At 61.7% G+C, this 23,527-nt stretch carries 20 protein-coding genes and 1 pseudogene; 10 read left to right on the top strand and 11 right to left on the bottom strand.

Annotated elements, in window-relative coordinates; genetic code table 11:
* Nucleotides 1-8: 8 nt before the first annotated feature.
* Entirely contained in the window at nt 9-1,241 is a 1,233-nt protein-coding gene (locus ACEK02_RS03190; RefSeq protein WP_371420351.1) for an ABC transporter substrate-binding protein, read from the top strand.
* Nucleotides 1,242-1,307: 66 nt separating this feature from the next.
* Here the strand turns inward: ACEK02_RS03190 and gyrB are convergent, their stop codons facing one another.
* From gyrB to rpsT, 6 genes are all read right to left on the bottom strand, one after another.
* Nucleotides 1,308-3,749 carry a DNA topoisomerase (ATP-hydrolyzing) subunit B gene (gene gyrB / locus ACEK02_RS03185; RefSeq protein WP_371420350.1) on the bottom strand — a complete coding sequence of 814 codons (2,442 nt, stop codon included), beginning with the start codon at nt 3,747-3,749 and terminating at the stop codon, nt 1,308-1,310.
* A 227-nt stretch (nt 3,750-3,976) separates the two neighbouring features.
* A complete protein-coding gene (locus tag ACEK02_RS03180) occupies nt 3,977-5,128 on the bottom strand; it encodes an FUSC family protein (protein ID WP_371420349.1) in 1,152 nt (383 codons plus the stop codon).
* 103 nt (nt 5,129-5,231) lie between these two features.
* The gene (recF, locus tag ACEK02_RS03175) at nt 5,232-6,368 is read right to left on the bottom strand and encodes a DNA replication/repair protein RecF (RefSeq protein ID WP_371420348.1); all 1,137 of its coding nucleotides are present in this window, start codon (nt 6,366-6,368) and stop codon (nt 5,232-5,234) included.
* A 199-nt stretch (nt 6,369-6,567) separates the two neighbouring features.
* Nucleotides 6,568-7,686, bottom strand: coding sequence for a DNA polymerase III subunit beta (dnaN, locus tag ACEK02_RS03170; RefSeq protein WP_371420347.1), 1,119 nt, complete (start codon nt 7,684-7,686; stop codon nt 6,568-6,570).
* A 242-nt stretch (nt 7,687-7,928) separates the two neighbouring features.
* A complete protein-coding gene (gene dnaA, locus ACEK02_RS03165; RefSeq protein WP_371420346.1) occupies nt 7,929-9,362 on the bottom strand; it encodes a chromosomal replication initiator protein DnaA in 1,434 nt (477 codons plus the stop codon).
* Nucleotides 9,363-10,600: 1,238 nt separating this feature from the next.
* Nucleotides 10,601-10,867 carry a 30S ribosomal protein S20 gene (gene rpsT / locus ACEK02_RS03160; protein ID WP_068729934.1) on the bottom strand — a complete coding sequence of 89 codons (267 nt, stop codon included), beginning with the start codon at nt 10,865-10,867 and terminating at the stop codon, nt 10,601-10,603.
* Between the two features lie 355 nt (nt 10,868-11,222).
* Between rpsT and ACEK02_RS03155 the strand changes: the two genes are divergently transcribed.
* From ACEK02_RS03155 to ACEK02_RS03140, 4 genes are all read left to right on the top strand, one after another.
* Nucleotides 11,223-11,537, top strand: a complete 315-nt coding sequence (locus tag ACEK02_RS03155) for a hypothetical protein (RefSeq protein WP_371420345.1) — start codon at nt 11,223-11,225, stop codon at nt 11,535-11,537.
* 183 nt (nt 11,538-11,720) lie between these two features.
* Complete coding sequence (gene msrA / locus ACEK02_RS03150; RefSeq protein WP_371420344.1) at nt 11,721-12,392, top strand: peptide-methionine (S)-S-oxide reductase MsrA; 672 nt, start codon at nt 11,721-11,723, stop codon at nt 12,390-12,392.
* 137 nt (nt 12,393-12,529) lie between these two features.
* Complete coding sequence (locus ACEK02_RS03145) at nt 12,530-13,186, top strand: polysaccharide biosynthesis/export family protein (protein WP_371420343.1); 657 nt, start codon at nt 12,530-12,532, stop codon at nt 13,184-13,186.
* 222 nt (nt 13,187-13,408) lie between these two features.
* A complete protein-coding gene (locus tag ACEK02_RS03140; RefSeq protein ID WP_371420342.1) occupies nt 13,409-14,410 on the top strand; it encodes a Bug family tripartite tricarboxylate transporter substrate binding protein in 1,002 nt (333 codons plus the stop codon).
* Nucleotides 14,411-14,542: 132 nt separating this feature from the next.
* Here ACEK02_RS03140 and ACEK02_RS03135 read toward each other — a convergent pair whose 3' ends face one another.
* Together ACEK02_RS03135 and ACEK02_RS03130 are read right to left on the bottom strand one after the other, a co-directional pair.
* Nucleotides 14,543-15,217, bottom strand: a complete 675-nt coding sequence (locus tag ACEK02_RS03135) for a dienelactone hydrolase family protein (protein WP_371420341.1) — start codon at nt 15,215-15,217, stop codon at nt 14,543-14,545.
* 74 nt (nt 15,218-15,291) lie between these two features.
* A complete protein-coding gene (locus ACEK02_RS03130; RefSeq protein WP_371420340.1) occupies nt 15,292-15,633 on the bottom strand; it encodes a hypothetical protein in 342 nt (113 codons plus the stop codon).
* Nucleotides 15,634-15,848: 215 nt separating this feature from the next.
* On the opposite strand from ACEK02_RS03130, the gene ACEK02_RS03125 reads away from it, so the two are divergent.
* Entirely contained in the window at nt 15,849-16,943 is a 1,095-nt protein-coding gene (locus ACEK02_RS03125; RefSeq protein ID WP_371420339.1) for an HD-GYP domain-containing protein, read from the top strand.
* A gap of 12 nt (nt 16,944-16,955) precedes the next feature.
* Here the strand turns inward: ACEK02_RS03125 and ACEK02_RS03120 are convergent, their stop codons facing one another.
* Both ACEK02_RS03120 and ACEK02_RS03115 read right to left on the bottom strand, forming a co-directional pair.
* A complete protein-coding gene (locus tag ACEK02_RS03120; protein ID WP_371420338.1) occupies nt 16,956-18,551 on the bottom strand; it encodes an AMP-binding protein in 1,596 nt (531 codons plus the stop codon).
* Between the two features lie 122 nt (nt 18,552-18,673).
* Nucleotides 18,674-18,876, bottom strand: a pseudogene (locus tag ACEK02_RS03115) (VOC family protein).
* 155 nt (nt 18,877-19,031) lie between these two features.
* Between ACEK02_RS03115 and ACEK02_RS03110 the strand changes: the two are divergent.
* Entirely contained in the window at nt 19,032-20,021 is a 990-nt protein-coding gene (locus ACEK02_RS03110) for a Bug family tripartite tricarboxylate transporter substrate binding protein (protein ID WP_371420337.1), read from the top strand.
* A 150-nt stretch (nt 20,022-20,171) separates the two neighbouring features.
* Nucleotides 20,172-20,432, top strand: a complete 261-nt coding sequence (locus tag ACEK02_RS03105) for a DUF3551 domain-containing protein (protein ID WP_371420336.1) — start codon at nt 20,172-20,174, stop codon at nt 20,430-20,432.
* A 19-nt stretch (nt 20,433-20,451) separates the two neighbouring features.
* On the opposite strand, the gene ACEK02_RS03100 is transcribed toward ACEK02_RS03105, so the two are convergent.
* The gene (locus ACEK02_RS03100) at nt 20,452-21,132 is read right to left on the bottom strand and encodes a spermidine synthase (RefSeq protein ID WP_371420335.1); all 681 of its coding nucleotides are present in this window, start codon (nt 21,130-21,132) and stop codon (nt 20,452-20,454) included.
* A 446-nt stretch (nt 21,133-21,578) separates the two neighbouring features.
* Here ACEK02_RS03100 and ACEK02_RS03095 point away from each other — a divergent pair, with 446 nt between their 5' ends.
* Together ACEK02_RS03095 and hutH are read left to right on the top strand one after the other, a co-directional pair.
* Nucleotides 21,579-21,830, top strand: a complete 252-nt coding sequence (locus ACEK02_RS03095) for a GCG_CRPN prefix-to-repeats domain-containing protein (protein WP_371420417.1) — start codon at nt 21,579-21,581, stop codon at nt 21,828-21,830.
* Nucleotides 21,831-21,991: 161 nt separating this feature from the next.
* Nucleotides 21,992-23,518, top strand: coding sequence for a histidine ammonia-lyase (gene hutH / locus ACEK02_RS03090; protein ID WP_371420334.1), 1,527 nt, complete (start codon nt 21,992-21,994; stop codon nt 23,516-23,518).
* Nucleotides 23,519-23,527 lie beyond the last annotated feature (9 nt).

The following is a 23,527-nucleotide window of genomic DNA, read 5'->3' as shown; positions in this document are numbered from 1 at the left end:
GGGGAAACATGAGACAGATCGACTTCGGTGCAGGTTACTTCGCGACCGCGCTTGCGAGCCTATTCTTTTGCACGGCTTCGGCCCATGCACAAACCGCACAGATCTCGGACGGCGTCGTTCGCGTCGGCGTCATTGAGGACATGTCGGGTGTCTATGCCGACATCACCGGCAAAGGCGCCGTGACGGCGGCGCAGATGGCGGCCGAGGATTTTGGTGGCAAGGTTCTCGGCATGCCGATCGAAGTCGTGTTCGCGGATCACCAGAACAAACCTGACATTGCCGCCAACGCTGCGCGCAAATGGTTCGATACCGACAAGGTCGATGCCATTCTCGACGTTGCGTCGTCGTCGCCTGCGCTGGCGGTGCTTGAGATCGCCAAAGAGAAAAAGAAGATCATCACCCTCAGCTCGCCCGGATCGACCCGGATCACGAATGAGGTGTGTGGGCCCTATGTGGTTCACTGGGCCTATGACACATTCGCGATCGCGAACAGCACGGGCAAGGCGCTTGTGAGCCAAGGCTTCGACACCTGGTATTTCGTGACGGCCGACTATGCGTTCGGTCAAGGCCTCGAGAAGGACACCGGCGATGTCGTCAAGGCGTCGGGCGGCAAGGTCGCGGGTGCGACCAAGCACCCGGTCGGAACCGCGGACTTCGCTTCCGTCCTGCTGCAGGCGCAGTCGTCCAAGGCCAAGGTTGTGGCTCTCGCCAATGCCGGCGGCGACACCATTAATTCGATCAAGCAGGCGGCGGAGTTCGGTTTGACGGCAGGCGGCCAGAAGCTGTCGGCGCTGGCCGGGTTTATCAACGACGTTCACGGTCTCGGATTGAAGGAGGCCCAGGGGCTGACGATCACGGAGGCGTCGTATTGGGACATGAACGACGAGACGCGGAAGTGGTCGAAGCGCTTCTACGGGAAGGTCAACGCCATGCCGAACATGCTGCAGACCGGCACATACTCATCGGTGCTGCATTATCTGAAAGCCGTTCAGGCCGCCGGCACCGACAGCACCGAAGAGGTGATGAAGAAGATGCGTGAACTGCCGGTGGATGACGTGTTCTACAGGAACGGCAAGATCCGCGAAGATGGTCGTATGGTCCACGATATGTATCTGTTCGAGGTGAAGAAGCCGGCTGAGTCCACGGCGCCGTGGGATTACTACAAGCTGCTTGCCACAATTCCGGCAGATCAAGCCTTCCAGCCATTGGCGCAGTCGCGCTGCCCGTTGGTAAAGAAATAGGGTAGACGTAAAAAGGCCCACCAGAATGGCGGGCCTTTTCAGTTTTATCTCCGGGGTGCGATCCGCTTAGACGTCGACATTCGCGCTGAGCGAATTGTCCTGGATGAATTCGCGGCGCGGTTCGACGACGTCGCCCATCAACTTGGTGAAGATGTCGTCGGCCTCGTCGACCTCCTTGACCCTGACTTGCAGCAGCGAGCGCTCATTGGTGTCCAGCGTGGTTTCCCAGAGCTGGCCGGGATTCATCTCGCCCAGACCTTTGTAGCGCTGCAGGGCAACGCCCTTGCGGCCGGCGTCGGTGACGGCCTCGAACAGGCTGACAGGACCGTGGATCGGGAATTCGATGTCCTTGCGGCGCAGGACGCCGGATTTCGGATAGGCTTCCTGCAGGCTGCCGGCATATTCGTCGAGCTTGCGGGCGTCGGCCGAGCCGAGCAGGGCATCGTCAATGAAGGAGACGTCCTTCACGCCGCGAATCGTGCGTTCGAAGAAGAAGCCCTGGCCTTCGCGGAATTCACCGATCCAGCCGCGCTCGACTTCGTCGGCCAGGGCATCCAGACGCTTGGCGATGTAGTCGGCGGCGGCATTGGCGGTTGCGAGATCGGCTGTGACCCGCGGATTGAGCACTCCGGCGATTGCAGCCTGCTCGACGACTTTGCGATTATAGCGCGAATGCAGATTGTTGAGTGTGCCGCGGATGACGCGGGCATCCTCCACCAGCGCCAGCAGATCACGGCCCGTGCGATCCTCGCCCGAAGCGAGCTTGAAGATGCAGTCGTCGAGACCGGTCTCGATCAGGTAGTCTTCCAGCGCCCGCTCGTCCTTGAGATACTGCTCGGACTTGCCGCGCGTCACTTTGTAGAGCGGCGGTTGCGCGATGTAGAGATAGCCGCCTTCGATCAGCGTCGGCATCTGGCGGAAGAAGAATGTCAGCAGCAGCGTGCGGATATGCGCGCCGTCGACGTCGGCGTCCGTCATCAGGATGATCTTGTGATAACGCAGTTTCGACAGGTCGAAGTCGTCGCGGCCGATGCCAGTGCCGAGCGCCGTGATCAGCGTGCCGATCTGTTCGGAGCCGAGCATCTTGTCGAAGCGCGCGCGTTCGACATTGAGGATCTTGCCGCGCAGCGGCAGTACGGCCTGGAATTCCCGGTTGCGGCCCTGTTTCGCAGAGCCGCCTGCCGAGTCACCCTCGACGATGAACAGTTCGGACTTGGCGGGATCGCGCTCCTGGCAGTCAGCGAGCTTGCCGGGCAGGGAGGCGATGTCCAGGGCCCCCTTGCGGCGGGTCAGTTCGCGCGCCTTGCGCGCGGCTTCGCGGGCGGCGCCGGCCTCGATCACCTTGCTGACGATGATCTTGGCTTCGGTCGGATGTTCCTCGAACCATGAGGCGAGGGCTTCGTTGAGAACGTTCTCGACCACCGGACGCACTTCCGAGGACACCAGCTTGTCCTTGGTCTGCGACGAGAATTTCGGATCGGGCACTTTCACTGACAGCACGGCCGTGAGGCCTTCGCGGCAATCGTCGCCGGTCAGCGCGATCTTTTCCTTCTTGGCGACAACTTCGGCATAGCCGTTGACCTGGCGCGTCAGCGCGCCACGGAAACCGGCCAGATGGGTACCACCGTCGCGCTGCGGGATGTTGTTGGTAAAACACAGCACGTTCTCGTGGTAGCTGTCGTTCCACCACATCGCGACTTCAACTGATATGCCGCCTTGTTCGGCGCGCATCACGATCGGCGTCGGCACCATCGCCTTCTTGTTGCGGTCGAGATATTTGACGAATTCCTCGACGCCGCCCTCATACATCATGTTCTCGGTCTTCTCGACCGGATGACGCAGATCCGACAATCTGATGTTGACGCCGGAATTCAGGAAGGCGAGTTCGCGCAGACGATGTTCGAGCGTCGCGAAATCATATTCGAGCGTCGTGAAGGTTTCCGCCGAGGCATAGAATGTCACCTCGGTGCCGCGCCTGCCATTGGCATCGCCGACCACCGAGAGTGGCGCCACCGCGTCGCCATGGGCGAATTCGATGCGATGCTCTTTGTCGTTGCGCCAGACGCGCAGGATGAGCTTGCTCGACAGCGCGTTGACCACGGATACGCCGACGCCATGCAGACCGCCGGACACCTTGTAGGAGTTCTGGTCGAACTTTCCGCCGGCATGGAGCTGGGTCATGATGACCTCGGCTGCCGATATGCCTTCGCCCTTATGGATGTCGACAGGAATGCCGCGACCATCGTCGCGCACCGTGACCGAACCATCGGCGTTCAGAATAACTTCGACGGCGCTGGCGTGACCTGCAAGCGCTTCGTCGATCGCGTTGTCGACGACCTCGTAGACCATGTGATGCAGGCCCGAACCGTCATCCGTATCGCCGATATACATGCCCGGCCGCTTGCGGACGGCATCGAGTCCCTTCAGAACCCGGATCGATTCCGCGCCATATTCAATGGGAATGGCATGCTCAGTGTCGGCGATGGGTTGCCGGGCTGGTTCAGTCATGTAGGGGCCTTCGAAGGTGTGCCGAATCAGCGCGGAAAACGGCGCCTGAATCACTCTATTTGTGCCATGAAAGGCGCATTGCGCCTAGCGCAAAGTAACGCGTGGCAAGTTATTGAATAAATAGGATTTTTTCGCGCCGTTTCAAGCCTGTTTCAGGCCGTTTTTACGGCCTGATTGAGCGTCTGTTTCGGGCGTCGAAAATGCCCGGCTTGCGTGCATTCCGGAGACTATTTGTCAGCTAGTTCCGCGGCCGGTTTGTCGGCACTCGTCTTGAGACCGCGCGGGGCGATCAGATGCGCAGCCAGCACGACCGGTTCAAGCAACACCATCCCGAACAGAATGCCGAACAGACGGTCATAGCCGGGCTCCAGGGCGGCATTGGCGTAGTTGTCGGGCACCAGCACCACGAGGAAAGCGAGCGTGAACTGCAGGCCCGCATAGCTCATGGAGGGCGGCCCGTTTTCGATGTGACGGCCGATCATGACGCCGAGCGCGAGCCCGATGGTCATCACGACCGGCGAATGGTGGCTCACCAGCAGGATCGCGCTGGCGAGCAGGCCGCCGGCGAGACAGCCTATCAGACGGTTCATCATGCGCGAGGAAACCGGACTGAGCATGCCTTCTGCCAGCGACGCGGCCGGCACCAGCATGACCGCGAAGATGGTGATGCTGGATTGGCTGAGCGACGGGATGCCGAGCCATAGCCAGGCCCAGGGGATCAGCGCCAATGCAATGCCGCCGACCAGAGCGTGACGTGCCACTGTGGCGTGCCATTGCCGCGCCGGCTGGTCGACCGGCTTGGCGCGCAGATTGAGATCGGGATTGGGCAGTGCGCGGCGGATCGTGAAGGTCGAAATCGCGCTGACGATGACGCAAGCGGTGGTGCCGGCCAGCACTTCGAGCACGCGCGTTGAAGCAAAGCGCAGGATCGGCTCCCGCGCATGTTCCATGCCTTCGATCAGTACCATCAGGAAGGTGAGGCCGGTGAACAGCCAGGCATAGGCGCGGCGGCCGACGATGGCGAAATACAGCGTGCCGCCGCCGCCGATCAGCAGACCGAGGCTCAGCAACAGGGGCTGCCGGAGCAGTAAAGGCGCAGCGGCAAGCGCGAGCGCTGCACCTACGAGCGTGCCGATGACGCGAAGGATGCCGCGCGTAAAGCTTTCAGTGACATGCGAGCGCATCACCATGTAGCCGGAGAATGCGGCCCAGCCGACATTTTCGGCGCCGATGGCATGCGACAAGACGATGGCCAGCAGCACCGAACAGATGCATTCGGCCTCATCGATCATGCGCGGGCCAGGCACCGGCAGCGCGCGCATCTCGCCCCACAGGGCGCGTCCGAAGCTGGTCAGGTGGATAGCTAAAAAGGTCAACATCACCAGATGTTTGCAGGTGTTCTAGCAGATCTTCAAGGGGCGATCGGTCATGGCGCGATCCGCGATCATCATCGTGCGATGAAAGCATTATTCATGCCGGGGTTTATCGGCGTGTGACGTGACCATTGGCGACGTCGAAGATTTCGCCCGCGGGACCGATATCGGCGAAGGCCGCGGGATCGGCGCCCGTCATCCAGACCTGTGCGCCCAGTTTCGACAGTTCGCCGAACAGTGATCTGCGCCGGTCGGGGTCGAGATGGGCGACGACTTCGTCGAGCAGCAACAGCGGCGTGATGCCGGTCATCTCGGCGACCAGCGTGGCATGGGCCAGCACCAGGCCGATCAGCAATGCTTTCTGTTCGCCGGTGGAGGCATCGCGCGCCGGCATGTTTTTGGGGGCGTAGATCACCTGCAGGTCTGTGAGATGCGGGCCGTCGAGCGTGCGGCCGGCGGCGGCATCGCGCGGGCGGCCATCGCGCAGGATCTGGCGATAGCGATCTTCGACTGTTGTCGCCGGTTCATTGACCAGCGCATTCTCCATCCATCCGTCGAGCATGATGAGCGCCGACGGAAAGGCCGAGGCTTCGCCGCGCACGCGCAGCATCCCTGCGAGCCGTATCGCTGTCTGACCGCGCGTCGCGGCGACGGCAACCGCGAGTTCGGCGGTCTCGCGCTCGATCGCATCGAGCCAGTGGGCGTCGCTGTTCCGGTCTTCGAGCAAGCGGTTACGCGAACGCAGGCTACGCTCGAGTGCGGAGACGCGACCGGAGTGGTCCTTGTCGATGGCCAGCACGAGGCGGTCGAAGAAGCGTCGGCGTTCCGATGCCGCGCCCATGAAAAGCTGGTCCATGGCGGGCGTCAGCCACACCATGCGCAGGTGATCGCCGAATGCTGCCGCAGAGCCGACAGGCTCGCGGTCGATGCGGCATCGTCGGCTGGTCGATGCGCCTTCCGCGGAGGGTGCATCAATGCCGGTGCCGAGTGTGGCCAGGCCGACCTCGCCCTCGACGGTGGCCGACACGGCCCAGGAACCGTCGCCTTCGTTACTCGCAACGTCTTCGAGTGTCGCGCGGCGCAGACCGCGGCCCGGCGACAGAAACGAGATCGCTTCGATGCAATTTGTCTTGCCGGCACCGTTCGGGCCGACGAGGGCGATCATGTCCGCCGACGTCTCCAGTGATGCCGCGCGATAGCTGCGGAAATTGGTGAGCGACAGACGATGGATGCGGGAGGCGGTCATTCACTGGCGTCCACGACGGCGCGCTCTTCTTCCTTCTCCCCTTGTGGGAAAAGGTGGCGCGGCCGAAGGCCGTGCCGGATGAGGGGTAGTGCGGGGGCTCGGAGCTTGTGGCACCCTCACCCGTCTCGACCGCTTTGGTCGATTCACCCTCTCCCACCTGGCGAAGCTTCGCTTCGCACGGGGAAGAGAGGGAGGAAGACTACACCCGCATCGGCATCAGCACATATAAGGCGCCCTTGGCATCCTTGTCCTGCACCAGCGTCGGCGAGCCGGGATCGGCGAGGCGCAGTACGGCGACTTCGCCTTCGATCTGGGCGGCGATGTCGAGCAGATAGCGCGAGTTGAAGCCGATATCGAGCGCGTCGGACGCGTATTCGACTTCGAGTTCTTCGGTGGCGCTGCCCGAGTCCGGATTGGTCACTGACAGAACCAGCTTGCCAGCCGACAAAGCCAGTTTCACGGCACGGCCGCGTTCGCTGGAGATTGTCGAGACGCGATCGACTGCGTTCTCGAAATCCTTCTTGTCGATGATCAGTTCCTTGTCGTTGTTCTGCGGGATCACACGGCCATAGTCGGGGAAGGTACCGTCGATCAGCTTCGAGGTGAGAACCACATTGCCGAGCGTGAAGCGGATCTTGCCCTGTGACAGTTCGATGGTGATCTCGGCTTCCAGGTCCTCGATCAGGCGCTGCACCTCACCGACCGTCTTGCGTGGCACGATGACGCCCGGCATGCCGTCGGCGCCCTTGGGCAGCTTGAGGTCGATCTGTGCCAGACGGTGACCGTCGGTGGCGACGGCGCGCAAGGTTGCGGCGGTCGCGGTGCCGGCGGCGTGGAGATAAATGCCGTTGAGATAATAGCGGGTTTCTTCGGTGGAGATCGCAAACTGCGTGCGGTCGATCAGGCGCTTGACGTCGGAGGCCGGCAGCGCAAACGCATGGGTCATGTCGCCGGCCGCGAGGTCCGGGAAATCGTTCTCCGGCAGGGTCTGCAGGGTAAAGCGCGAGCGACCGGCGCGAATTGCCATGACCGAGCGATCGCCATCGGCTTCGAGCACGATCTGCGACCCATCCGGCAGTTTGCGGACGATGTCGTAGAACATATGCGCGGGCACAGTGGTGGAACCGGCGGTACCGACTTCGGCGGCCAGGGTTTCAGTCACTTCCAGATCGAGATCGGTGGCCTTCAGCGACAGCCGGGCGTTTTCGGCGCGGATCAGCACGTTGCCGAGGATCGGAATCGTGTTACGGCGCTCGACCACGCGATGCACGTGGCTCAGCGACTTCAGGAGTTGCGCGCGTTCGACGGTGACCTTCATAACAAAACCCGCCCGATTCAATCCGGTATCGTGTGGAGGTGCCTGGCAGCCCGAACGGGCGCCGCGGCGATGACACCCGCAAGCTCGATCAGTGGATTTTGCTCAATCCCGCGGGGGACCGCAAGGTGGCGTGGATGGCCGGGAAGCGCAAGAGAGATGCACTTCCGGCCCCCAATGTTTTGAGGGTTAAGACGCGGATCCTGCCCCGGTGCACGCTTCGGCGCACCGGGATCGGGAGCGCCTTACTCCTGCAGCTGACGCTTCAGCGTTTCGACCTCGTCCTGCAGGGCCACGTCCTTGCCGACCAGTGCCTCGATCTTGCGCACGGCATGCAGAACCGTGGTGTGATCGCGGCCACCGAAGCGGCGGCCGATTTCCGGCAGCGAGCGCAGCGTCAGGGTCTTGGCCAGATACATCGCAACCTGGCGGGGGCGCACGACATTGGCGGTGCGACGCGAGGACAGGAGGTCGGAGCGGCTGACATTGTACTGACGTGCGACGACACGTTGGATGTCCTCGATCTTGATGCGCTTCGGTTCCTGCGGGCGGATCAGGTCGCGCACTTCGCGCTCGGCCATTTCCAGCGTCACCGGCGTGGCATTGAGCTTCGAATGCGCCAGCAGGCGGTTGATCGCGCCTTCGAGGTCGCGGCCGTTATGGGTGATGGTGCGGGCCAGATAATCCAGCACCGGCTCCGGCACTTCGAATGAGGCGTGGTGCGCGCGGGCTGCGGCAACGCGTGACTTCAGGATGCCCAGGCGCAGTTCTTCACCGAGCGAGCTCATCTCGACGACGAGGCCGCCGGCGAGGCGCGAACGTACGCGTTCGTCGAGGCTTTCCAGATCCGATGGCGGACGATCGGCGGCGATCACGACCTGGCGGCCTGCATCGATCAGCGCATTCAGCGTGTGACAGAATTCGGCCTGGGTGGTCTTGCCCTGCAGGAACTGCATGTCATCGATGACCAGCACGTCGATGCCGCGCAGCGCTTCCTTGAAGGCGAGCGCCGTCTGCGTCTTCAGCGCAGCGACAAAGCCGTACATGAACTTCTCGGCGGTGAGATAGAGCACCTTGCGGTCGGGGCCGGAATTGCCGGCCCAGGTCACGGCCTGCAAAAGATGGGTTTTACCCAAGCCAACGCCGGCATGGATATAAAGCGGGTTGAACATCACCGGATCGCCGCGGCGGCCTTCGGCGACCTGACGCGCCGCAGCATGGGCCAGCGTGTTGGCGCGGCCGAGCACGAAGCTCGCAAAGGTCAGGCGCGGATCGAGCGGCGAGCCGCCGAGCGCTTCATGACTTGCGGACACCGGTGCGGTGGCCGTCGCGCGGAGCTCGGGCGCGGGGCGGTTGTTGGACGTCTCGGTGCGGCGCGCTTCGGTCGGCGCTGAGGCTTCCTTGTTCGCGGGCGCAACGTTGCGCATTGCAGAGCGCACAGTGAGGTCGACGCGGTGAACCTGTGGCATCTCGGCCTGCCAGGCGTTCAGCACGCGCTCGGCATAGTGGGCCTGGATCCAGCTCTTCAGGAATCGGGTGGGTACCGAAAGATGGACGCTGTCGTCCTGCACGCTTTCGAGATCCATCCGCGCGAACCAGCTGGAATAGACGTCTTCGCCAACCGTCGACCGCAGCCGACCTTTCACGCGAGACCAGTGATCCTGTTCCATATTAGCCATTGTCAGAGAACTTTTCAGATAGAGTGAGTGTCCGGCAGAACGCCGCCGATTGAATGTCCGCGTATGGAGACGCGGTGCGACCTCGTGTGACGTGTCGTCTTCGGGCACAGCTCCGCCAACGGCCATCCGGCCGAAGTCAGATCAGTGATGTCGAAGAGGACCTCGCCGCGAGGTCAGCGCGTACTGGAGGGTCTGTCGGGAGCGTGGGCGGAGGGCCGGATCGCTGCATGTGCAGCCATATCTGAACGAGACGCAGATCGCAGTAGCTGGAATGCTGTCGTGGTCGATTTGCGCATAAAGCCTCCCCCCCGCTCGCCGCGGTCGCTCGCGGCAAGGTGTCAGTTCACATATGGTTCAAAGTCAGTTCGCAACGCTGAACATTGAAACTCGTTCAGGTCGCATTCCGTGCCGTCGTCTTGCCCGCTCGTCTGCCCGCTTACTTCCGCACCTTCAGCTTTGCCGGTTACGATTGGCCGGTGCGCATTTCTTTTCAAAGCATCCGAACGGATACTCGAGAAATTTCGACACAGAACAACCCTTCCCATATTGCTATGGGCTGCGATCCGATCAAAGCTTGGAAGGTGTCGCTAACCTGAAGACCGTCGCTGATCCTAAGGTCCGCCCTGGTTCTTAAATCGCTCTGATCTCAAGAACCGCGGGCGCCGCGAGTGATTAAGAAATACAGCACGGCCCGTTTCTCGCAACGGAATCATTTTTGAGGTGTCCAGCAAAAGCCTCACTTGCGCAGCCCCGATCACGGCGTGATTTTTTTGGCGATACGTCAAGGTTTTGAATCAACGCGCTGAATCGCAATGTGACAGTGCCGTTGCAAATTCGATCCAGCGAAAAAAGAAATTCATAATTCATTTACGAATGAAGGCACCGAGTCCGCGTTTTCAAACTGGTCCGCTTCGCTATGCCGATAAGTGATTAGAGCCGCGCGTTTTTTTCTGTGCGTTGAGTCAGGGTAACCCTAGACATCGGACTCGCGCTGGCGGCGTAGCGCTGTTGCTTTTTCAGAATCACGCGGGCGCAAGCGATAACGCGGATTGGCCCCCGGTGTGACGCGTTGTGCGTTCCGGCTGCGCCGTTGAAGACACATGACGAGACGCGCATTGTGCAAGTGCGCATCAGTCTTTGTGCTGCATCAGAATTTGTGACGCGATAGCGCGCGCGCATTGCGGCATAAAAAAAGCCCGGCACGAAGCCGGGCTTTTAGAAAGGATGTCGTCGTCAGATTACTGTGCGAGCTTCGCGATCTGATGGACGAGGCGCGAGACCTTGCGGCTTGCGAGATTCTTGTGAACGAGGTTGCGCTGCGCGGCCTTCATCAGTTCGGGCTCGGCGAGCTTCATCGCCTTCAGCGCCGCTTCGCGGTCGCCGCTCTTGATCGCCGCCTCGACGGTGCGGACTGCACCGCGCATCTGGGTGCGGCGGGACTTGTTGACGATGGTGCGGCGGGCAATCTTGCGCGTCGCCTTCTTGGCGGAGGTCGTATTGGCCATATCTCACTATCCTTCAGCAGCGTCCCGTCTCGGGCGCCGGGCTGATTGACGTCTGCCGCTCGACTGCGGCCAACGCTGATCTGTTTCCGGGGTGTTCCTGAAAATGCTATCCCCGGAGCGGCAAAGCTCACGCGTTTCGAAACTCACGGGGCGCGCCGCTCAAAGAACAGCGGCGGCGGGATTGCGCCCACCGCCATTGGCGCTCCTTATAGAGCGCCCGATTTCGACCGTCAACGCTTTCCGGCTATGCCTTTAGACGAAAAACAACCGCAGAACGGCGGTTAAGTTGCTGATGAGGTTGAATTTCTCGGTTTTGCCCGGTATTGCCGGGGGTGAGAGTGATGAGGGGGTTCGAATGATCCGCGGGTTTTTCCGCCTGATAGGGCTGTTACTGCTGGCCGGTGGGTTCGTGTTCCTGGTCTATGATGGCGCGCGTTCGATTGCGGATCAGGCCCTCCGGCTGACCCGACTCGGTGAGTTCTGGAACGACGTCAACCAGGCCAGCCAGCGTTCCTTCCAGGCGATGGTCGATGCCAATGCGCCGTTCCTCAGCGGTTTTCTCAAACTGCTGCTCGATCAGCCGTCCTGGGCCGTCATGGGCGTGCTCGGCATCGTGCTGATGCTGTTGTTCCGGCCGAGCAAGCCGCTGATCGGCTATTCGCGGAATTGACGGCGTACCGGCAGCGTAACAGACCTGCCGTTTCCGTCGTAGATGCCTATATTGCCACCTTGAGATACGCCGTGCGGCAGGAGTGAATCCGGTTCTGCCTCGCCGGCGCTGTTGGCCCAGATCTGCGCGTTCGTCCAGCGAACCGGAGTCCACTTCGTTCGCGAGCGCGCCGGGAGATGATCCATGCTGTTCATGCGCAAGACCACTGCGTTGCCGACCGCGGCCGAGGCGCTGCCCGGTCGCGATACGCCGATCCCCACTGCCAAACATCACTTCGTCAATGGCAGCAACATCCAGCCGCCCTATCCGGAAGGCCTTGAGCGTGCAGTGTTCGGGCTTGGTTGCTTCTGGGGCGCAGAGCGCAAGTTCTGGGAGCTCGGTGACGGCATCTACACGACGGCGGTTGGTTACGCCGGCGGCTTCACGCCGAACCCGACTTATGAAGAGACTTGCTCGGGCCGCACCGGTCACACCGAAGCGGTGCTGGTGGTGTTCGATCCGAAGAAGATTTCTTACGCGCAACTCCTGAAGACGTTCTGGGAGAGCCACGACCCGACCCAAGGCATGCGCCAGGGCAATGACGTCGGCTCGCAGTATCGTTCTGCAATCTACACCTTCAACGACGCGCAGCACGATGCCGTTGCCGCGTCGAAGGCGGCGTATCAGAAGGCGCTGTCGGCGAAGGGCCTCGGCACCATCACCACCGAGATCGCGCCGGCCGGGAAATTCTATTTCGCCGAGGACTATCACCAGCAGTATCTGGCGAAGAATCCCGGCGGTTATTGCGGTCTCGGCGGCACCGGCGTGTCGTGCCCGATCGGGGTCGGCGTCACGGCCGGAGCTGACCACGGCTAAGTGTAGATAAACAACGTCAAAAGCCCGCTTTCGGATGTTCCCGGAGGCGGGCTTTTTGCTGGCTGATGGAAGGTAATGACAACGGAATTTTAACCATAAGAGGCCAAAACCGAAGCTGCCTCTATGAGGGATATCCAGTGTCGCTTGCCCGCGTGTTTCGTCTGCCCATGATTGTCGCGGTTGCCGCGCTGGTTCTATCCGGCTGCATGCGGAGACCGGGTCCTGTTGCAGTGGTCGCGCCGGCTGCCGATCTCGATACGCTCGCTTACGGTCGCCCGGGCTACGGCCCGGCAGCCGTGCCGGTTGCTTACGCTCCCCCCGTCTCGACCTATGATGTGCAGTACAAGCTCGATGCCGGCGACAAGCTGCGCGTGGTGGTTTACGGCCAGGAAGGTCTCACCAATTCCTATGCCATCGATGCCGGTGGCGCGATCACCATGCCGCTGATCGGCCGCGTGCCTGCGCGCGGCATGACGCCCGCTGCGCTCGCTGCGAGCATCACCGGCCGCCTGCGCAACGGCTTCATTCGCGAGCCGTCGGTGGCTGTCGAAATCGAAGCTTACCGTCCGTTCTTCATTCTCGGTGAGGTCGCCGCTCCCGGCCAGTATCCTTACGTACCCAATATGAGTGTCGAGAGCGCGATCGCCATCGCCGGCGGCTTCTCGCCGCGCGCCCAGCGCGACGAAGTCACGCTGACCCACACCACTGTTGAGGGCTCGTACCGCGCAGTGGTGCCACTGGGCACGCCGATCAATCCTGGTGATACGGTGCTGGTCAGCGAGCGCTGGTTCTGATCGCGCGTCGACCGCAAGTATCATCCCAAGCGCGATTTTCTCCGCTTCGTGGAATAGGCGCTTTCCCGCGGTGAAACTGGCTGCGATGTATCGGCGCATTGGCGTCGGGATACGTGTTGCCCTGTATCAGAATCGCCTGCCGCCCTGTAAGCAATGATCAAGCGAGGCCAACTCGTTGAAATGCGCCGCCATGTCGGCACACATGGATCAGGGGGAGAAGAGATGAAGACGGGTCAGTCGATCAACGCGATGCGCGGCGTCACTCTGGCAGCCATCGTGGCGTTGGGAACGGCGCTGTCTTCGCAAGCATTTGCGCAGACCGCGCAATCCTATCCCGATCGGCGCCTCACCTTCGTCGTGCCCTATGCTCCCGGCGGTGCCACCGATGTCGCCGCGCGCCTGCTGGCGCAGAAGCTGCAGGAGTCCTGGAAGCAGACCGTCACCGTCGAGAACAAGCCGGGCGCCGGCGGTGTGATCGGCAACGACTTCGCCGCCAAGGCTCCGGGCGATGGCTACACCGTGCTGGTTGCGATCACGCAGATCATCCAGGCGCCGAGCCTGATGTCGAAACTGCCTTACGACGCGTTCAAGGATCTCGCGCCGGTGACGCAGGTCGCGATCTCGCCGATCGTGCTCGTCGTTCCTGAAGCGCAGCCGATGAAATCCGTGAAGGAACTGGTCGATCTCGCCAAGGCGAACCCCGGAAAATATCCGTACGGCACCTTCGGTAATGCCACCACGTCGCATCTCTATGGCGAGCTCCTGAAGAAGAATGCCGGCATTGATATGACTCATGTGCCGTATCGGGGGGCTGCCCCGTTGCTGAATGATCTGCTCGGCAATCAGGTCACTGCTGCATTCCTTGACTTGACAACCGCCGGACCACAGCTCGAGGCAGGCAAGATCCGCCCGCTCGCGGTGGGCGGCGATAAACGCAAACCCAAGCTGCCAAATGTGCAGACCATGGCTGAACTCGGCTATCCCGGTTTCGAGGCCGAAGGCTGGGTCGGCGTGTTCGTTCCGGCGGCGACGCCGAAGGACATCGTGAACAAATTGTCCGCCGAGCTTGGCCGCATCATCAGTTCACCGGAAGGCATCGCCGGCCTGCAAGCGGTCAATCTCGTTCCCGTCGGTGACAGCCCCGAGTCGTTCGAGAAGAGCCTGCGCCGCGACTTCGATCGTTGGGCGACGGTGGCAAAGACCGCTGGCGTGAAGGGCGAGTAAGTTTCGCTTACTCGCCTGAACGAAGCCGCTGGGTGGGTGGGCAAGGGCGCACTTGCGCCGTGCCCGCCACCCGCGCCCGGTCATGACTGTGGTGGGGACGCTTCGCTTTGCCCACCCTGCAAATTGCGATGCTTATTTCACAAGATGCCTGGCGAGAAAGCCCAGGCTGCGCTCCCTGGCGAGGTCGGCGCTGGCCTTGTTGTAGCTGGCGCGCTGATCGCAGTTGAAGCCGTGTTCGGCGCCGTCATAGACGAAGATTTCGACATCCGGTCGTTTGGCGCGGATGGTCGCGACATCCGACAGCGGAATGCCATGATCCTTTTCACCGAAATGCAGCTGCGTCGGCACGGTCGGTTTGTCGTCGGCAAAGCGCACCACGGCGCCGCCGTAATAGCCGATGGCGGCGCTGAGGCCGGTCAGTTTCGTGGCGGCGGCGAAGGCAACGCTGCCGCCAAGGCAGAAGCCGATGATGCCGACATTGCCTATGTCCTTCACGGAATCGATCGCGGCCTGGGTATCGCGCAGCATCGCGGGCCAATCCGGATTAGCGACGAACTTGCGCGCGATGGCGATTTCCTCGGGCGAATAGCCGGACTGGAAATTGGGATCGGTGCGATCGAAAATTGACGGCGCCACCGCCACATAGCCCTGCACGGCGAAGCGGTCGCAGACCGTGCGGATGTGGTTGTTTACGCCGAAGATTTCCTGGATCACCACCACGGCGCCCTTGGGCCGGCCCTCAGGTTGGGTGCGGTAGGCGCCGAGCTTGAAGCCGTCAGATGCAGTCAGCGTGATGTCTTGTCCCACGAGGTGTTCCATATCGTTGTTGAGGGTGAGGTCTGTTTGGCGCGGTCGGCAGCGCCGGTCTACTCACAAAGCGGCTATTGCCACATCCAGTTCCGGCCCCAGTCACCTTTCCAGCCGGTCAGGCGTCCCTTGCGAAACTGGAGATAAAGGCGGTCGCGGCGGTCGAAGAAGCCGCTGCCCCCGAAGGTGCGGATCGCCAGATAGATCTCATGCCCCGGTCGGCCGCTGATATAGGTCAGTGGCGCGCCTAGTGCGTGGGCGGCATCATCCGCCGCCATGCCGAAGGCCAGCGGCGTGGTGTTCGAAAGGGTTGCCGTAAATGGCAGATCGGGCGTCATCCCGGTAGGCTGCCCGTGCGCTGGAGCGATGACGGCGAGCGCGCTCGCAAGGGCGACGATGAATTCGGGGATCTTCATGGCGCGACTGTTTTCCGGATCGGATACCGGCGCAAGGTGGGATTGCTTAAAGTTTTCACGAAATCCCTAACCCGCGGATAGTGCTATCCGCGGGAATGAAACCCTCCGGGGGCCAATCAGGAAGCATTAACAATACCCCTTAAGCTTCGGGAACCCTGTTCCGAAGTATGTATGTCCCTGCTTGCGGCCCGTTCGCCGCAATAGATCGAGGGCATATGACCGCTTCAGTCAAACAATCGCCGGCGCGCCGCCGACTGCTTCTGGCATCGGACCGCAGCGATAGCAGCAGCGAACTCGTCGATATCCTGCAGAAGGTCGGCGAAGTCGATGTTGTCCAAACGTCAGCCATTCCGGAGACGCCGCCCGGCGAGCTGTCGGGTATCGTGGTCGATATCAATCTGCGTTCGGCAGAGGCCGTGCAGCGCGTGCGCAACAAACTGCGCCATAAATCCTATGAAGCGATACCGCGCCTGTTTGTGCTGGCCGACTCGCTGCATCATGGATCGATGCAGGCTTGGGCGCTTGGCGCCACCGATACGATCGCGCGGCCGTTCGATGCGCGTGGTGTCATGCAGCGCATCCGGGCCGCATTCCCGAACCCGCATGACGAGGACTTCTCGACCCGCGGCAAGGCGCTGAATCGCGGCGTCGAGGCGGCGCATGCGGTAATGGTCAAGATCTTCGAGAAATTGCCCGCCGGTGTGCCGCTCACTTTCAACGACGTGATGCAGGCAGAGAACCAGATTCTGAAGGCCATCAAGCGCACGTCGCTGCGCGAATGGCTGGCCGCGGTCGGCCGTCATCACAATCACAGCTATCGCCACTGCCTGTTCGTGACTGGTTTCGCCGTGGCCTTTGCGCAGCATCTCGGCATGCGCGACGAAGATCAGCGCCGTCTCACGCGTGCGGCTCTTGTCCATGACGTGGGCAAGGCGTTTATACCGGTGTCGATCCTGGACAAGCCGGGCAAGCTCACCGAGGAAGAGACGCTCGAAATCCGCAAGCATCCGCGCCTCGGCTTCGAAGCGCTGGTTGCGCAGGGCAGCTTCCCGCGCGAGATGCTCGACGTCGTGCTGCATCACCACGAATTTCTGGATGGCAGCGGCTACCCCGATGCGCTGGCCGGCGATCAGATCAGTGACATCGTTCGCCTTATGACCATCGTCGACATCCACGCGGCTCTGGTGGAGCGGCGTGCCTATCGCATGGCCTTCACGCATGCCAAGGCGTTCGAGATCATGGAGCAGATGGGCGACAAGATCGACCAGCAACTGCTACAGGTGTTCCGCCCGGTGGCGCTCGGCGCATAAGCGCCGTTCGCCTCAGGCCAGCAGCTTGCGCAGCTCGGCCTTGGCGACCTTTTCCAGCGTCGAGCGCGGCATCTCGTCCACGAAGTGGATTTCGCGCGGCACTTTGAAATCCGCCAGCCCGCTCTTGCAGGCCGCCATGACATTCTCACGTAGTGCTGGTGGTGCCTGCGCCACGCCGCCATGTGGGATGATGAAAACCACAGGCACTTCATCCAGCATCGGATGTTTCTTGCCGACGACGGCAGCTTCGCGCACGCCCGGGACGGTGATGATGACCTGTTCGATCTCCGATGCAGCGACATTCTCGCCGCCAACTTTCAGCATGTCCTTGGCGCGGTCGCCGAACTTGATGTAGCCGCGTTCCAGCAATGTGACGCGATCACCGGTGATGAAGAAGCCGTGGGGGTCGAAACTGTCTGAAGTCGCGGCTTCGTTGTGCAGATACTCTTTAAAGAGCGACAGTCCGGGGATGCCCTTGATGGTCAGGTTGCCGGTCTCGCCCACCGCAGTCGGCGTGCCGTCGTCATTGCTGACCCGAATGCCGTATTCGGTTGCGGCGCGGCCGATGGCCATGGGCGTATTGGGCTGATCGACCTCGCCGATGATGCCGTGGGTGATGGTCTCGGTCATGCCCCACCAGCCGATGATCTTGACGCCGAATTTGGCGAAGGCCGGCGGTTCGCAGAACGACGCGCCCCAGAGGCGGAACGTATGCTGTTTCGGCACCTCGTGTTCGAGCAGCGCCTTCATGCAGAACGGGATGGTCGAGAGCCAGGTCGCGCGATGCTCGGCGGCAACGGACCAGAACCGGCGCGCGGAGAAGCGCGGTTGGAGCACGATGGAAGCGCCGACCCACAGCGTTGCCAGCATCGAATAGGCCAGCGCATTGGTGTGGAACAGCGGCAGATAGGTCATATGCGTGTCGAACCCATGCAGATCCTGATGCGCGGCGTTCACCTTGCCGCCCCACAGAGCATTGGCGTGGGTCCACAGCACCGCCTTCGGCCGCGATGTGGTGCCCGACGTATATTGCACGCTGCAATGCGCCCAGGGATCGACGGGGCGGCGCGGTCGGTCGGCACTATCGGCGAACAGTACCTCGAAACGCTCGGCTTTGCCGGCAGCATGGCCATCGGCCGGCGCGCCGGCATTGTTTGAGGTCACCGCCATCCAGCGTAGCTTGCGGCAATTGGCGGCGACGAGTTCGGCATAGGATGGTTGCGTGATCGCGGCGACGGCGCCGCAGTGATCGGCGAAATATTCGATCTCGGCGGCCGACGAGCGGGTATTGGTGGTGACGGCGATGGCACCGAGCTCGACGCAGGCGAACCAGGTCAGCAGCATCTCTACGCAATTATCGAGATGGATCAGCACATAGTCGCCCTGGACGATGCCGCGTTTGGCAAGGCCTGCGGAAAGTGCGCCGACGCGATCATGAAATTCGCCATAGGTCCATGGGCGCGCGGGCGCGTCGAATGGCGACCAGATAATGAAGGGGTGGTCGCGTCGCGTCTCGGCACGCATGCGCAGCAGCCACGGCACATCCATGCCGTCAAACGGACCGATCGAACCGGGAATCATGGCGGGATTCGTGGTGAGCGTGGGCATGCATCCTCCGCTGAAAGCCGCTGGAGGGACCGCTTGCGCGGGGCGGCCTTCTTATTTTTTGTTTTTGCGGAGAATGTTGTGCCATCGACGCCGGCGCGGCGCAAACCTCCACGCGTAAAGGGTCAGCCTATTTCGTAAGACGAAATTTCAATCAGGCTGCCATCGGGATCCCGGCAATAGACCGAGCGCAAGGTGCCGCGCGCGCTGACCGGGATCGAACACGTTCACCTCCATGCCCAGCGCCGCGTTGATACCAGGTGGCAGAGCGCTGGACGTCAGCGACGTTGAGGACGAGATGATCGAGGGCCGTGACCGTGAGGGCCATGGAATGGTCCATCGCCTTGCCTCGACGTTTCTTTGGGCTGGTGCCGCAGGTGTGTCGCACTGGTCGATAGTTGAATTGTTTGGTAGATACGGCCGTTGTCAATTCAACACACGCTGACCGCGCACAAAGTCGCGGCAGCCGGAGGGAATAAAATTATGGCTTCACGTCGTGCCGCGATCGGTCTGATTGCGCTTGGCTTTTCTGCTTTTGCTGCAACCGCTGTCGTTCCTGTCAGCTCGGCGCTGGCCGTGGACTATCCGACGCGGCCGGTTCGCTTTGTCGTCGGCTATCCTGCCGGCGGTGCAACCGATATTCTGGCCCGCCTGATCGGACAGAAGCTGTCCGAACGAACCGGCCAACAATTCGTCGTCGAGAACAAGCCGGGCGCCGGCAACAATATCGGCACTGAATCCGTCGTGAATGCGGAGCCTGATGGCTACACGATCCTGCTGGTCAATCCGGCGAACTACATCAACGCCACGCTTTATGGGAAGCTGAGCTTCAATTTCGTGCGCGACATCGCGCCTGTCGCCGCCTTCCATCGCACAGCCAATGTGATGACCGTCAACAAGGACATCACTGCGAAGACCGTTGCGGAATTCATCGCCTATGTGAAGGCCAATCCGGGCAAGGTGAACATGGCGTCGTCGGGTAACGGCACCTCGGTGCATCTGTCCGGCGAGATGTTCATGATGCTGTCAGGCGCCAAGATGCAGCATGTGCCCTATCGCGGTGCCGCGCCAGCGATCACTGATATGCTCGGCGGTCAGGTCCAGGTGATCTTCGACAACATGCCGTCAATCATCCAGCATATCCGCTCGGGCAGCCTTCGTGCGCTGGCGGTGACGACCACCGAGAAGTCATCGTTGTTGCCGGACGTGCCGACCGTTGCGGAAACCGTGCCGGGTTATGAGGCCAGCGCTTTGTTCGGCATGGGTGCGCCGAAGAAGACTCCGCCGGAGATCATCGCCAAGCTCAACGCCGACGTAAATGCGGTGCTGGCTGATCCGGCAGTCAAGGCCAAGCTGATCGATCTCGGCGGCGAACCGCTGATCGGGCCGCCGGAAGCCTTCGGCAAGATGATCGTCGCGGAGACCGAGAAGTGGGAGAAAGTGGTCAAGGCCGCAGGCCTCAAGGTCGAATGAGCCCATGCAACGCTATGGTGTCCCTCGTGATTGCGCCAGTATAAGCGCGTGATCACGAGACCGGGATGTACCGGAGCCTGCGGGAACGTTCATCCGCAGGCTCTGTTGCTTTCTGGAGAGTCATAGGACCGCTGTCGCGGAGGAGAGAACATGATGCGTAATCTGATGCTGGCTGCGCTGGCCGTTGGCTGTGTTTCGGGCACGGCTTCGAGCCCTGCAGCCGCCGCTCCGGCCTATCCCTATTGCATCCAGTCGCAGGCCTTCGGGACCGATTGCTCCTATCCGAGCTATGAGGCGTGCCAGGCGACCGCATCGGGCCGCGGGGTCGATTGCATCGTCAATCCGCGCCTGGCCTTCAGCCCGCAGCCTTATGGCGAACCGCGGCGTAGTCGGCGTTCGGTTGCCTATTAAGACCTCATCGCGACGACGGTTATGTTTTTGGCTTCGTCGCCAGCCAGATGACATGACGGGCGCCACCGCGTGTGCCCGTGGCGCGGATTTTGATTTCCTCGGCATTGAAGCCTGCCTTGCCGAGGAGTGCCGTGAATTTGTCATATGGAAATGACGACCAGACGGCCAACACCCCGCCCGGACTGAGCGCGGCCTGGGCCGCGCGCAACCCCTTCAGGTCATAGAGGGCATCGTTCGATTTTCGCGTCAGGCCTTCGGGTCCGTTATCGACGTCGAGCAGGATCGCATCATACTTGCCGCGCGCGCCGGCGATGGCTTTAACGACATCGCCTTCGACAATCTCCACACGCGGATCATTCAGGCTGTCGCCAGACAGCTCGGCCATTGGGCCACGCGCCCAGGCGACAATTGCAGGTACCAGTTCGACCACGGTGATCTTCGCCTTCGGGCCAAGCACCTTTAGCGCCGCGCGCAATGTAAAGCCCATGCCATAACCGCCGATCAAAAGCCGCGGCGCTTTCATGTCCTTGAGGCGAAAGCAGGTGAGCGTCGCCAGCGCTTCCTCGGAGCCGAACAGCCGACTGCTCATCAATTCGTTCTGGCCGAGCTTGATCGTGAACTCGTGCCCGCGCTGCATCAGGCGCAGCGGCACGCCGCCACCGGGTACTTCGGTCGTATCGATCAGTTTCCAGGGAAGCACGGGTATCTTTCATCAAGCGATTGCATGGCGGCCGGTGGTAGCGCGAGAATCGAGCTCCACGCAACCCGGCTCTCGCCTTGCAGCAATTGAATTAGGTGGCGCCGCAGGGCTTTCGATAGCAGCGCGCGATCAGACGCAGAGCTCCGGTCTCCGGGACAAGCACTCCGCCCCCTAGCTCCGTTTGTCGCTTTTAACGGGCGGATAACTAACCGAACGAGTTGTGCAGTCACATCGGGAGAACGGAATTGCAACCGGTACCCCGCGCTTCTAAGCAAAATGAAGACCAGCGCAGCTTCGGGTTGCGCATCACGCGGCAACGCGAGGGTGCTTTCGTCGGGGCCAATCTTCAATTCATCCAGAGGAATAGAATGGCTAAAATTCCGCACATGATGGCGGCATGTTTCGTTGCCATGTTCATTGTCTCGACGCAGGCAAGTGCTGCGCCGATGATGAGCCAGAGCATCGTTGTCGACGTGCACGGGATCCCGGTTGCGGGTGGCTGTGGTCCGAATGGCTGGCGTGGTCCCTATGGTGGCTGCCGCTATACACCTTACTACGGCCCGCTCCCGGGCGGCTATTATCAGGAAGCTCCCGTGATGGGTAACGGCTGCTCTCCCGGTTACTGGCGCGGTCCGTGGGGGCACTGTCGCAACGTGGCTTATCTCGGCAACCAGCCGGGCGGTGGCTGGAAGCCATAAGCCAAGCGTGGCACTGCGTCGCACGTCGCAGCGCACGATCTGACTGTCGATCTGCTGAAAGGCCAGTCGCAGGGGTGGCCGTTTTGTTGCGTGCAGACGTTGAAGCGCAGCGTTGAATGTGGTGCCTTGTGCCCATCAACTGATGGCCTGGAGGCACTTTTATGACAATGCGGTTCACACCGGGTGCGGTGACGCTGGCGGACTGGCGGTCGATCTATCGGGGTGCTGTACCAGTCCTTGATGAGAGCTGTATTCCCCGCATCAATGCCAGCGTTGACGCCGTTGTCCGGATCGTCGCCAAGGGGGAACCCGTCTATGGCATCAATACGGGCTTCGGAAAGCTTGCACATGTCGGCATAGAGGCCGAAAGCATCACGGCTCTCCAGAAAAACATCGTGCTGTCGCATTGCGTGGGCGTCGGTGACCCGGCGCCAGCGTCAGTGGTGCGGCTGATGATGTGCCTCAAGCTTGCGAGTCTGGCGCAGGGTTTCTCTGGCATCCGCATGGAGACCGTCCAGTTGCTCAGCGCCATGATTGCGCATGACATCACGCCCATCGTGCCCGCGCAGGGATCGGTCGGCGCCTCCGGCGATCTGGCCCCGCTCGCGCATATGGCGTCGGTCCTGATCGGTGTCGGCGAGGCGCTGACGAATTTAGGGCGATTGCCGGCAACGGAGGCGCTCGCCAGTGCCGGTCTGCAGCCGATCGAGCTGCAGGCCAAGGAAGGACTGGCGCTGCTGAACGGCACACAGTTCTCGACGGCCTATGCACTTGCGGGATTGTTCGAGGCTGAAATCCTCTTCAAGACCGCCATCGTCAGCGGCGCCCTCTCGACCGATGCCGCGCGTGGCTCGGATACGCCGTTCGATCCACGCATCCATCAACTGCGCAAGCATGAAGGGCAGATCGTATCGGCCCAGGCATTGAAGGAACTTCTTGCCGGCAGCGCGATTCGCGAATCGCACCGTACCGGCGACGTCCGCGTTCAGGATCCTTATTGCCTCCGCTGTCAGCCTCAGGTGATGGGCGCCGCGCTGGACGTTTTGCGGCAGGCGGCCACTACGCTGCTGACCGAGGCGAATGGCGTCTCTGACAATCCTCTGGTCTTTGCCGACGACGATGTCGCGATCTCCGGTGGCAATTTTCATGCTGCACCGGTTGCGTTTGCGGCGGATATGATGGCGCTTGCGATCTGTGAGATCGGATCGATTTCAGAGCGCCGGATCGCCATGCTGGTGGACCCGGCACTCTCCGGTGTGCCGGCGTTCCTGACACCGAAGCCGGGGCTCAATTCCGGCTTCATGATCGCTCAGGTCACTGCCGCAGCGCTGGTGTCGGAGAACAAGCAGCGGGCCTATCCGGCCAGCGTCGATTCGATTCCGACATCGGCCAACCAGGAAGATCATGTCTCGATGGCTGCCCATGCGGCGCGCCGGCTGCTGCCGATGATCGAGAATGCAATGGCCGTCATTGCCATCGAGCTCCTGGCGGGTGCGCAAGGCTGCGATTTTCATGCGCCGCTCAAGTCCAGCGACCGCCTCGAGGGTGTTCGCGAACGTATCCGGGCCGAAGTCGCCCATCTCGACGAGGACCGATATTTTCACGACGATATCCAGAAGTCGCTTCGACTCGTGCGATCCGGCGCAATCGTCGCGGCGGCGAATCTCGAATCGATCCCGGGTGTCTAGAGCGCGGGA

Source organism: Tardiphaga sp., from assembly GCF_041424195.1.
In the GTDB taxonomy this organism is placed as follows: domain Bacteria; phylum Pseudomonadota; class Alphaproteobacteria; order Rhizobiales; family Xanthobacteraceae; genus Tardiphaga.
This window is presented reverse-complemented; position numbering and strand designations above follow the sequence as displayed.

Excerpts from the sequence above, each read along its gene's own strand:
- ACEK02_RS03190 (WP_371420351.1), top strand. The coding sequence starts at position 9 with ATGAGACAGATCGACTTCGGTGCAGGTTACTTCGCGACCGCGCTTGCG.
- gyrB (WP_371420350.1), bottom strand. The coding sequence starts at position 3,749 with ATGACTGAACCAGCCCGGCAACCCATCGCCGACACTGAGCATGCCATT.
- ACEK02_RS03180 (WP_371420349.1), bottom strand. The coding sequence starts at position 5,128 with ATGTTGACCTTTTTAGCTATCCACCTGACCAGCTTCGGACGCGCCCTG.
- recF (WP_371420348.1), bottom strand. The coding sequence starts at position 6,368 with ATGACCGCCTCCCGCATCCATCGTCTGTCGCTCACCAATTTCCGCAGC.
- dnaN (WP_371420347.1), bottom strand. The coding sequence starts at position 7,686 with ATGAAGGTCACCGTCGAACGCGCGCAACTCCTGAAGTCGCTGAGCCAC.
- dnaA (WP_371420346.1), bottom strand. The coding sequence starts at position 9,362 with ATGGCTAATATGGAACAGGATCACTGGTCTCGCGTGAAAGGTCGGCTG.
- rpsT (WP_068729934.1), bottom strand. The coding sequence starts at position 10,867 with ATGGCCAATACGACCTCCGCCAAGAAGGCGACGCGCAAGATTGCCCGC.
- ACEK02_RS03155 (WP_371420345.1), top strand. The coding sequence starts at position 11,223 with ATGATCCGCGGGTTTTTCCGCCTGATAGGGCTGTTACTGCTGGCCGGT.
- msrA (WP_371420344.1), top strand. The coding sequence starts at position 11,721 with ATGCTGTTCATGCGCAAGACCACTGCGTTGCCGACCGCGGCCGAGGCG.
- ACEK02_RS03140 (WP_371420342.1), top strand. The coding sequence starts at position 13,409 with ATGAAGACGGGTCAGTCGATCAACGCGATGCGCGGCGTCACTCTGGCA.
- ACEK02_RS03130 (WP_371420340.1), bottom strand. The coding sequence starts at position 15,633 with ATGAAGATCCCCGAATTCATCGTCGCCCTTGCGAGCGCGCTCGCCGTC.
- ACEK02_RS03125 (WP_371420339.1), top strand. The coding sequence starts at position 15,849 with ATGACCGCTTCAGTCAAACAATCGCCGGCGCGCCGCCGACTGCTTCTG.
- ACEK02_RS03120 (WP_371420338.1), bottom strand. The coding sequence starts at position 18,551 with ATGCCCACGCTCACCACGAATCCCGCCATGATTCCCGGTTCGATCGGT.
- ACEK02_RS03110 (WP_371420337.1), top strand. The coding sequence starts at position 19,032 with ATGGCTTCACGTCGTGCCGCGATCGGTCTGATTGCGCTTGGCTTTTCT.
- ACEK02_RS03105 (WP_371420336.1), top strand. The coding sequence starts at position 20,172 with ATGATGCGTAATCTGATGCTGGCTGCGCTGGCCGTTGGCTGTGTTTCG.
- ACEK02_RS03095 (WP_371420417.1), top strand. The coding sequence starts at position 21,579 with ATGATGAGCCAGAGCATCGTTGTCGACGTGCACGGGATCCCGGTTGCG.
- hutH (WP_371420334.1), top strand. The coding sequence starts at position 21,992 with ATGACAATGCGGTTCACACCGGGTGCGGTGACGCTGGCGGACTGGCGG.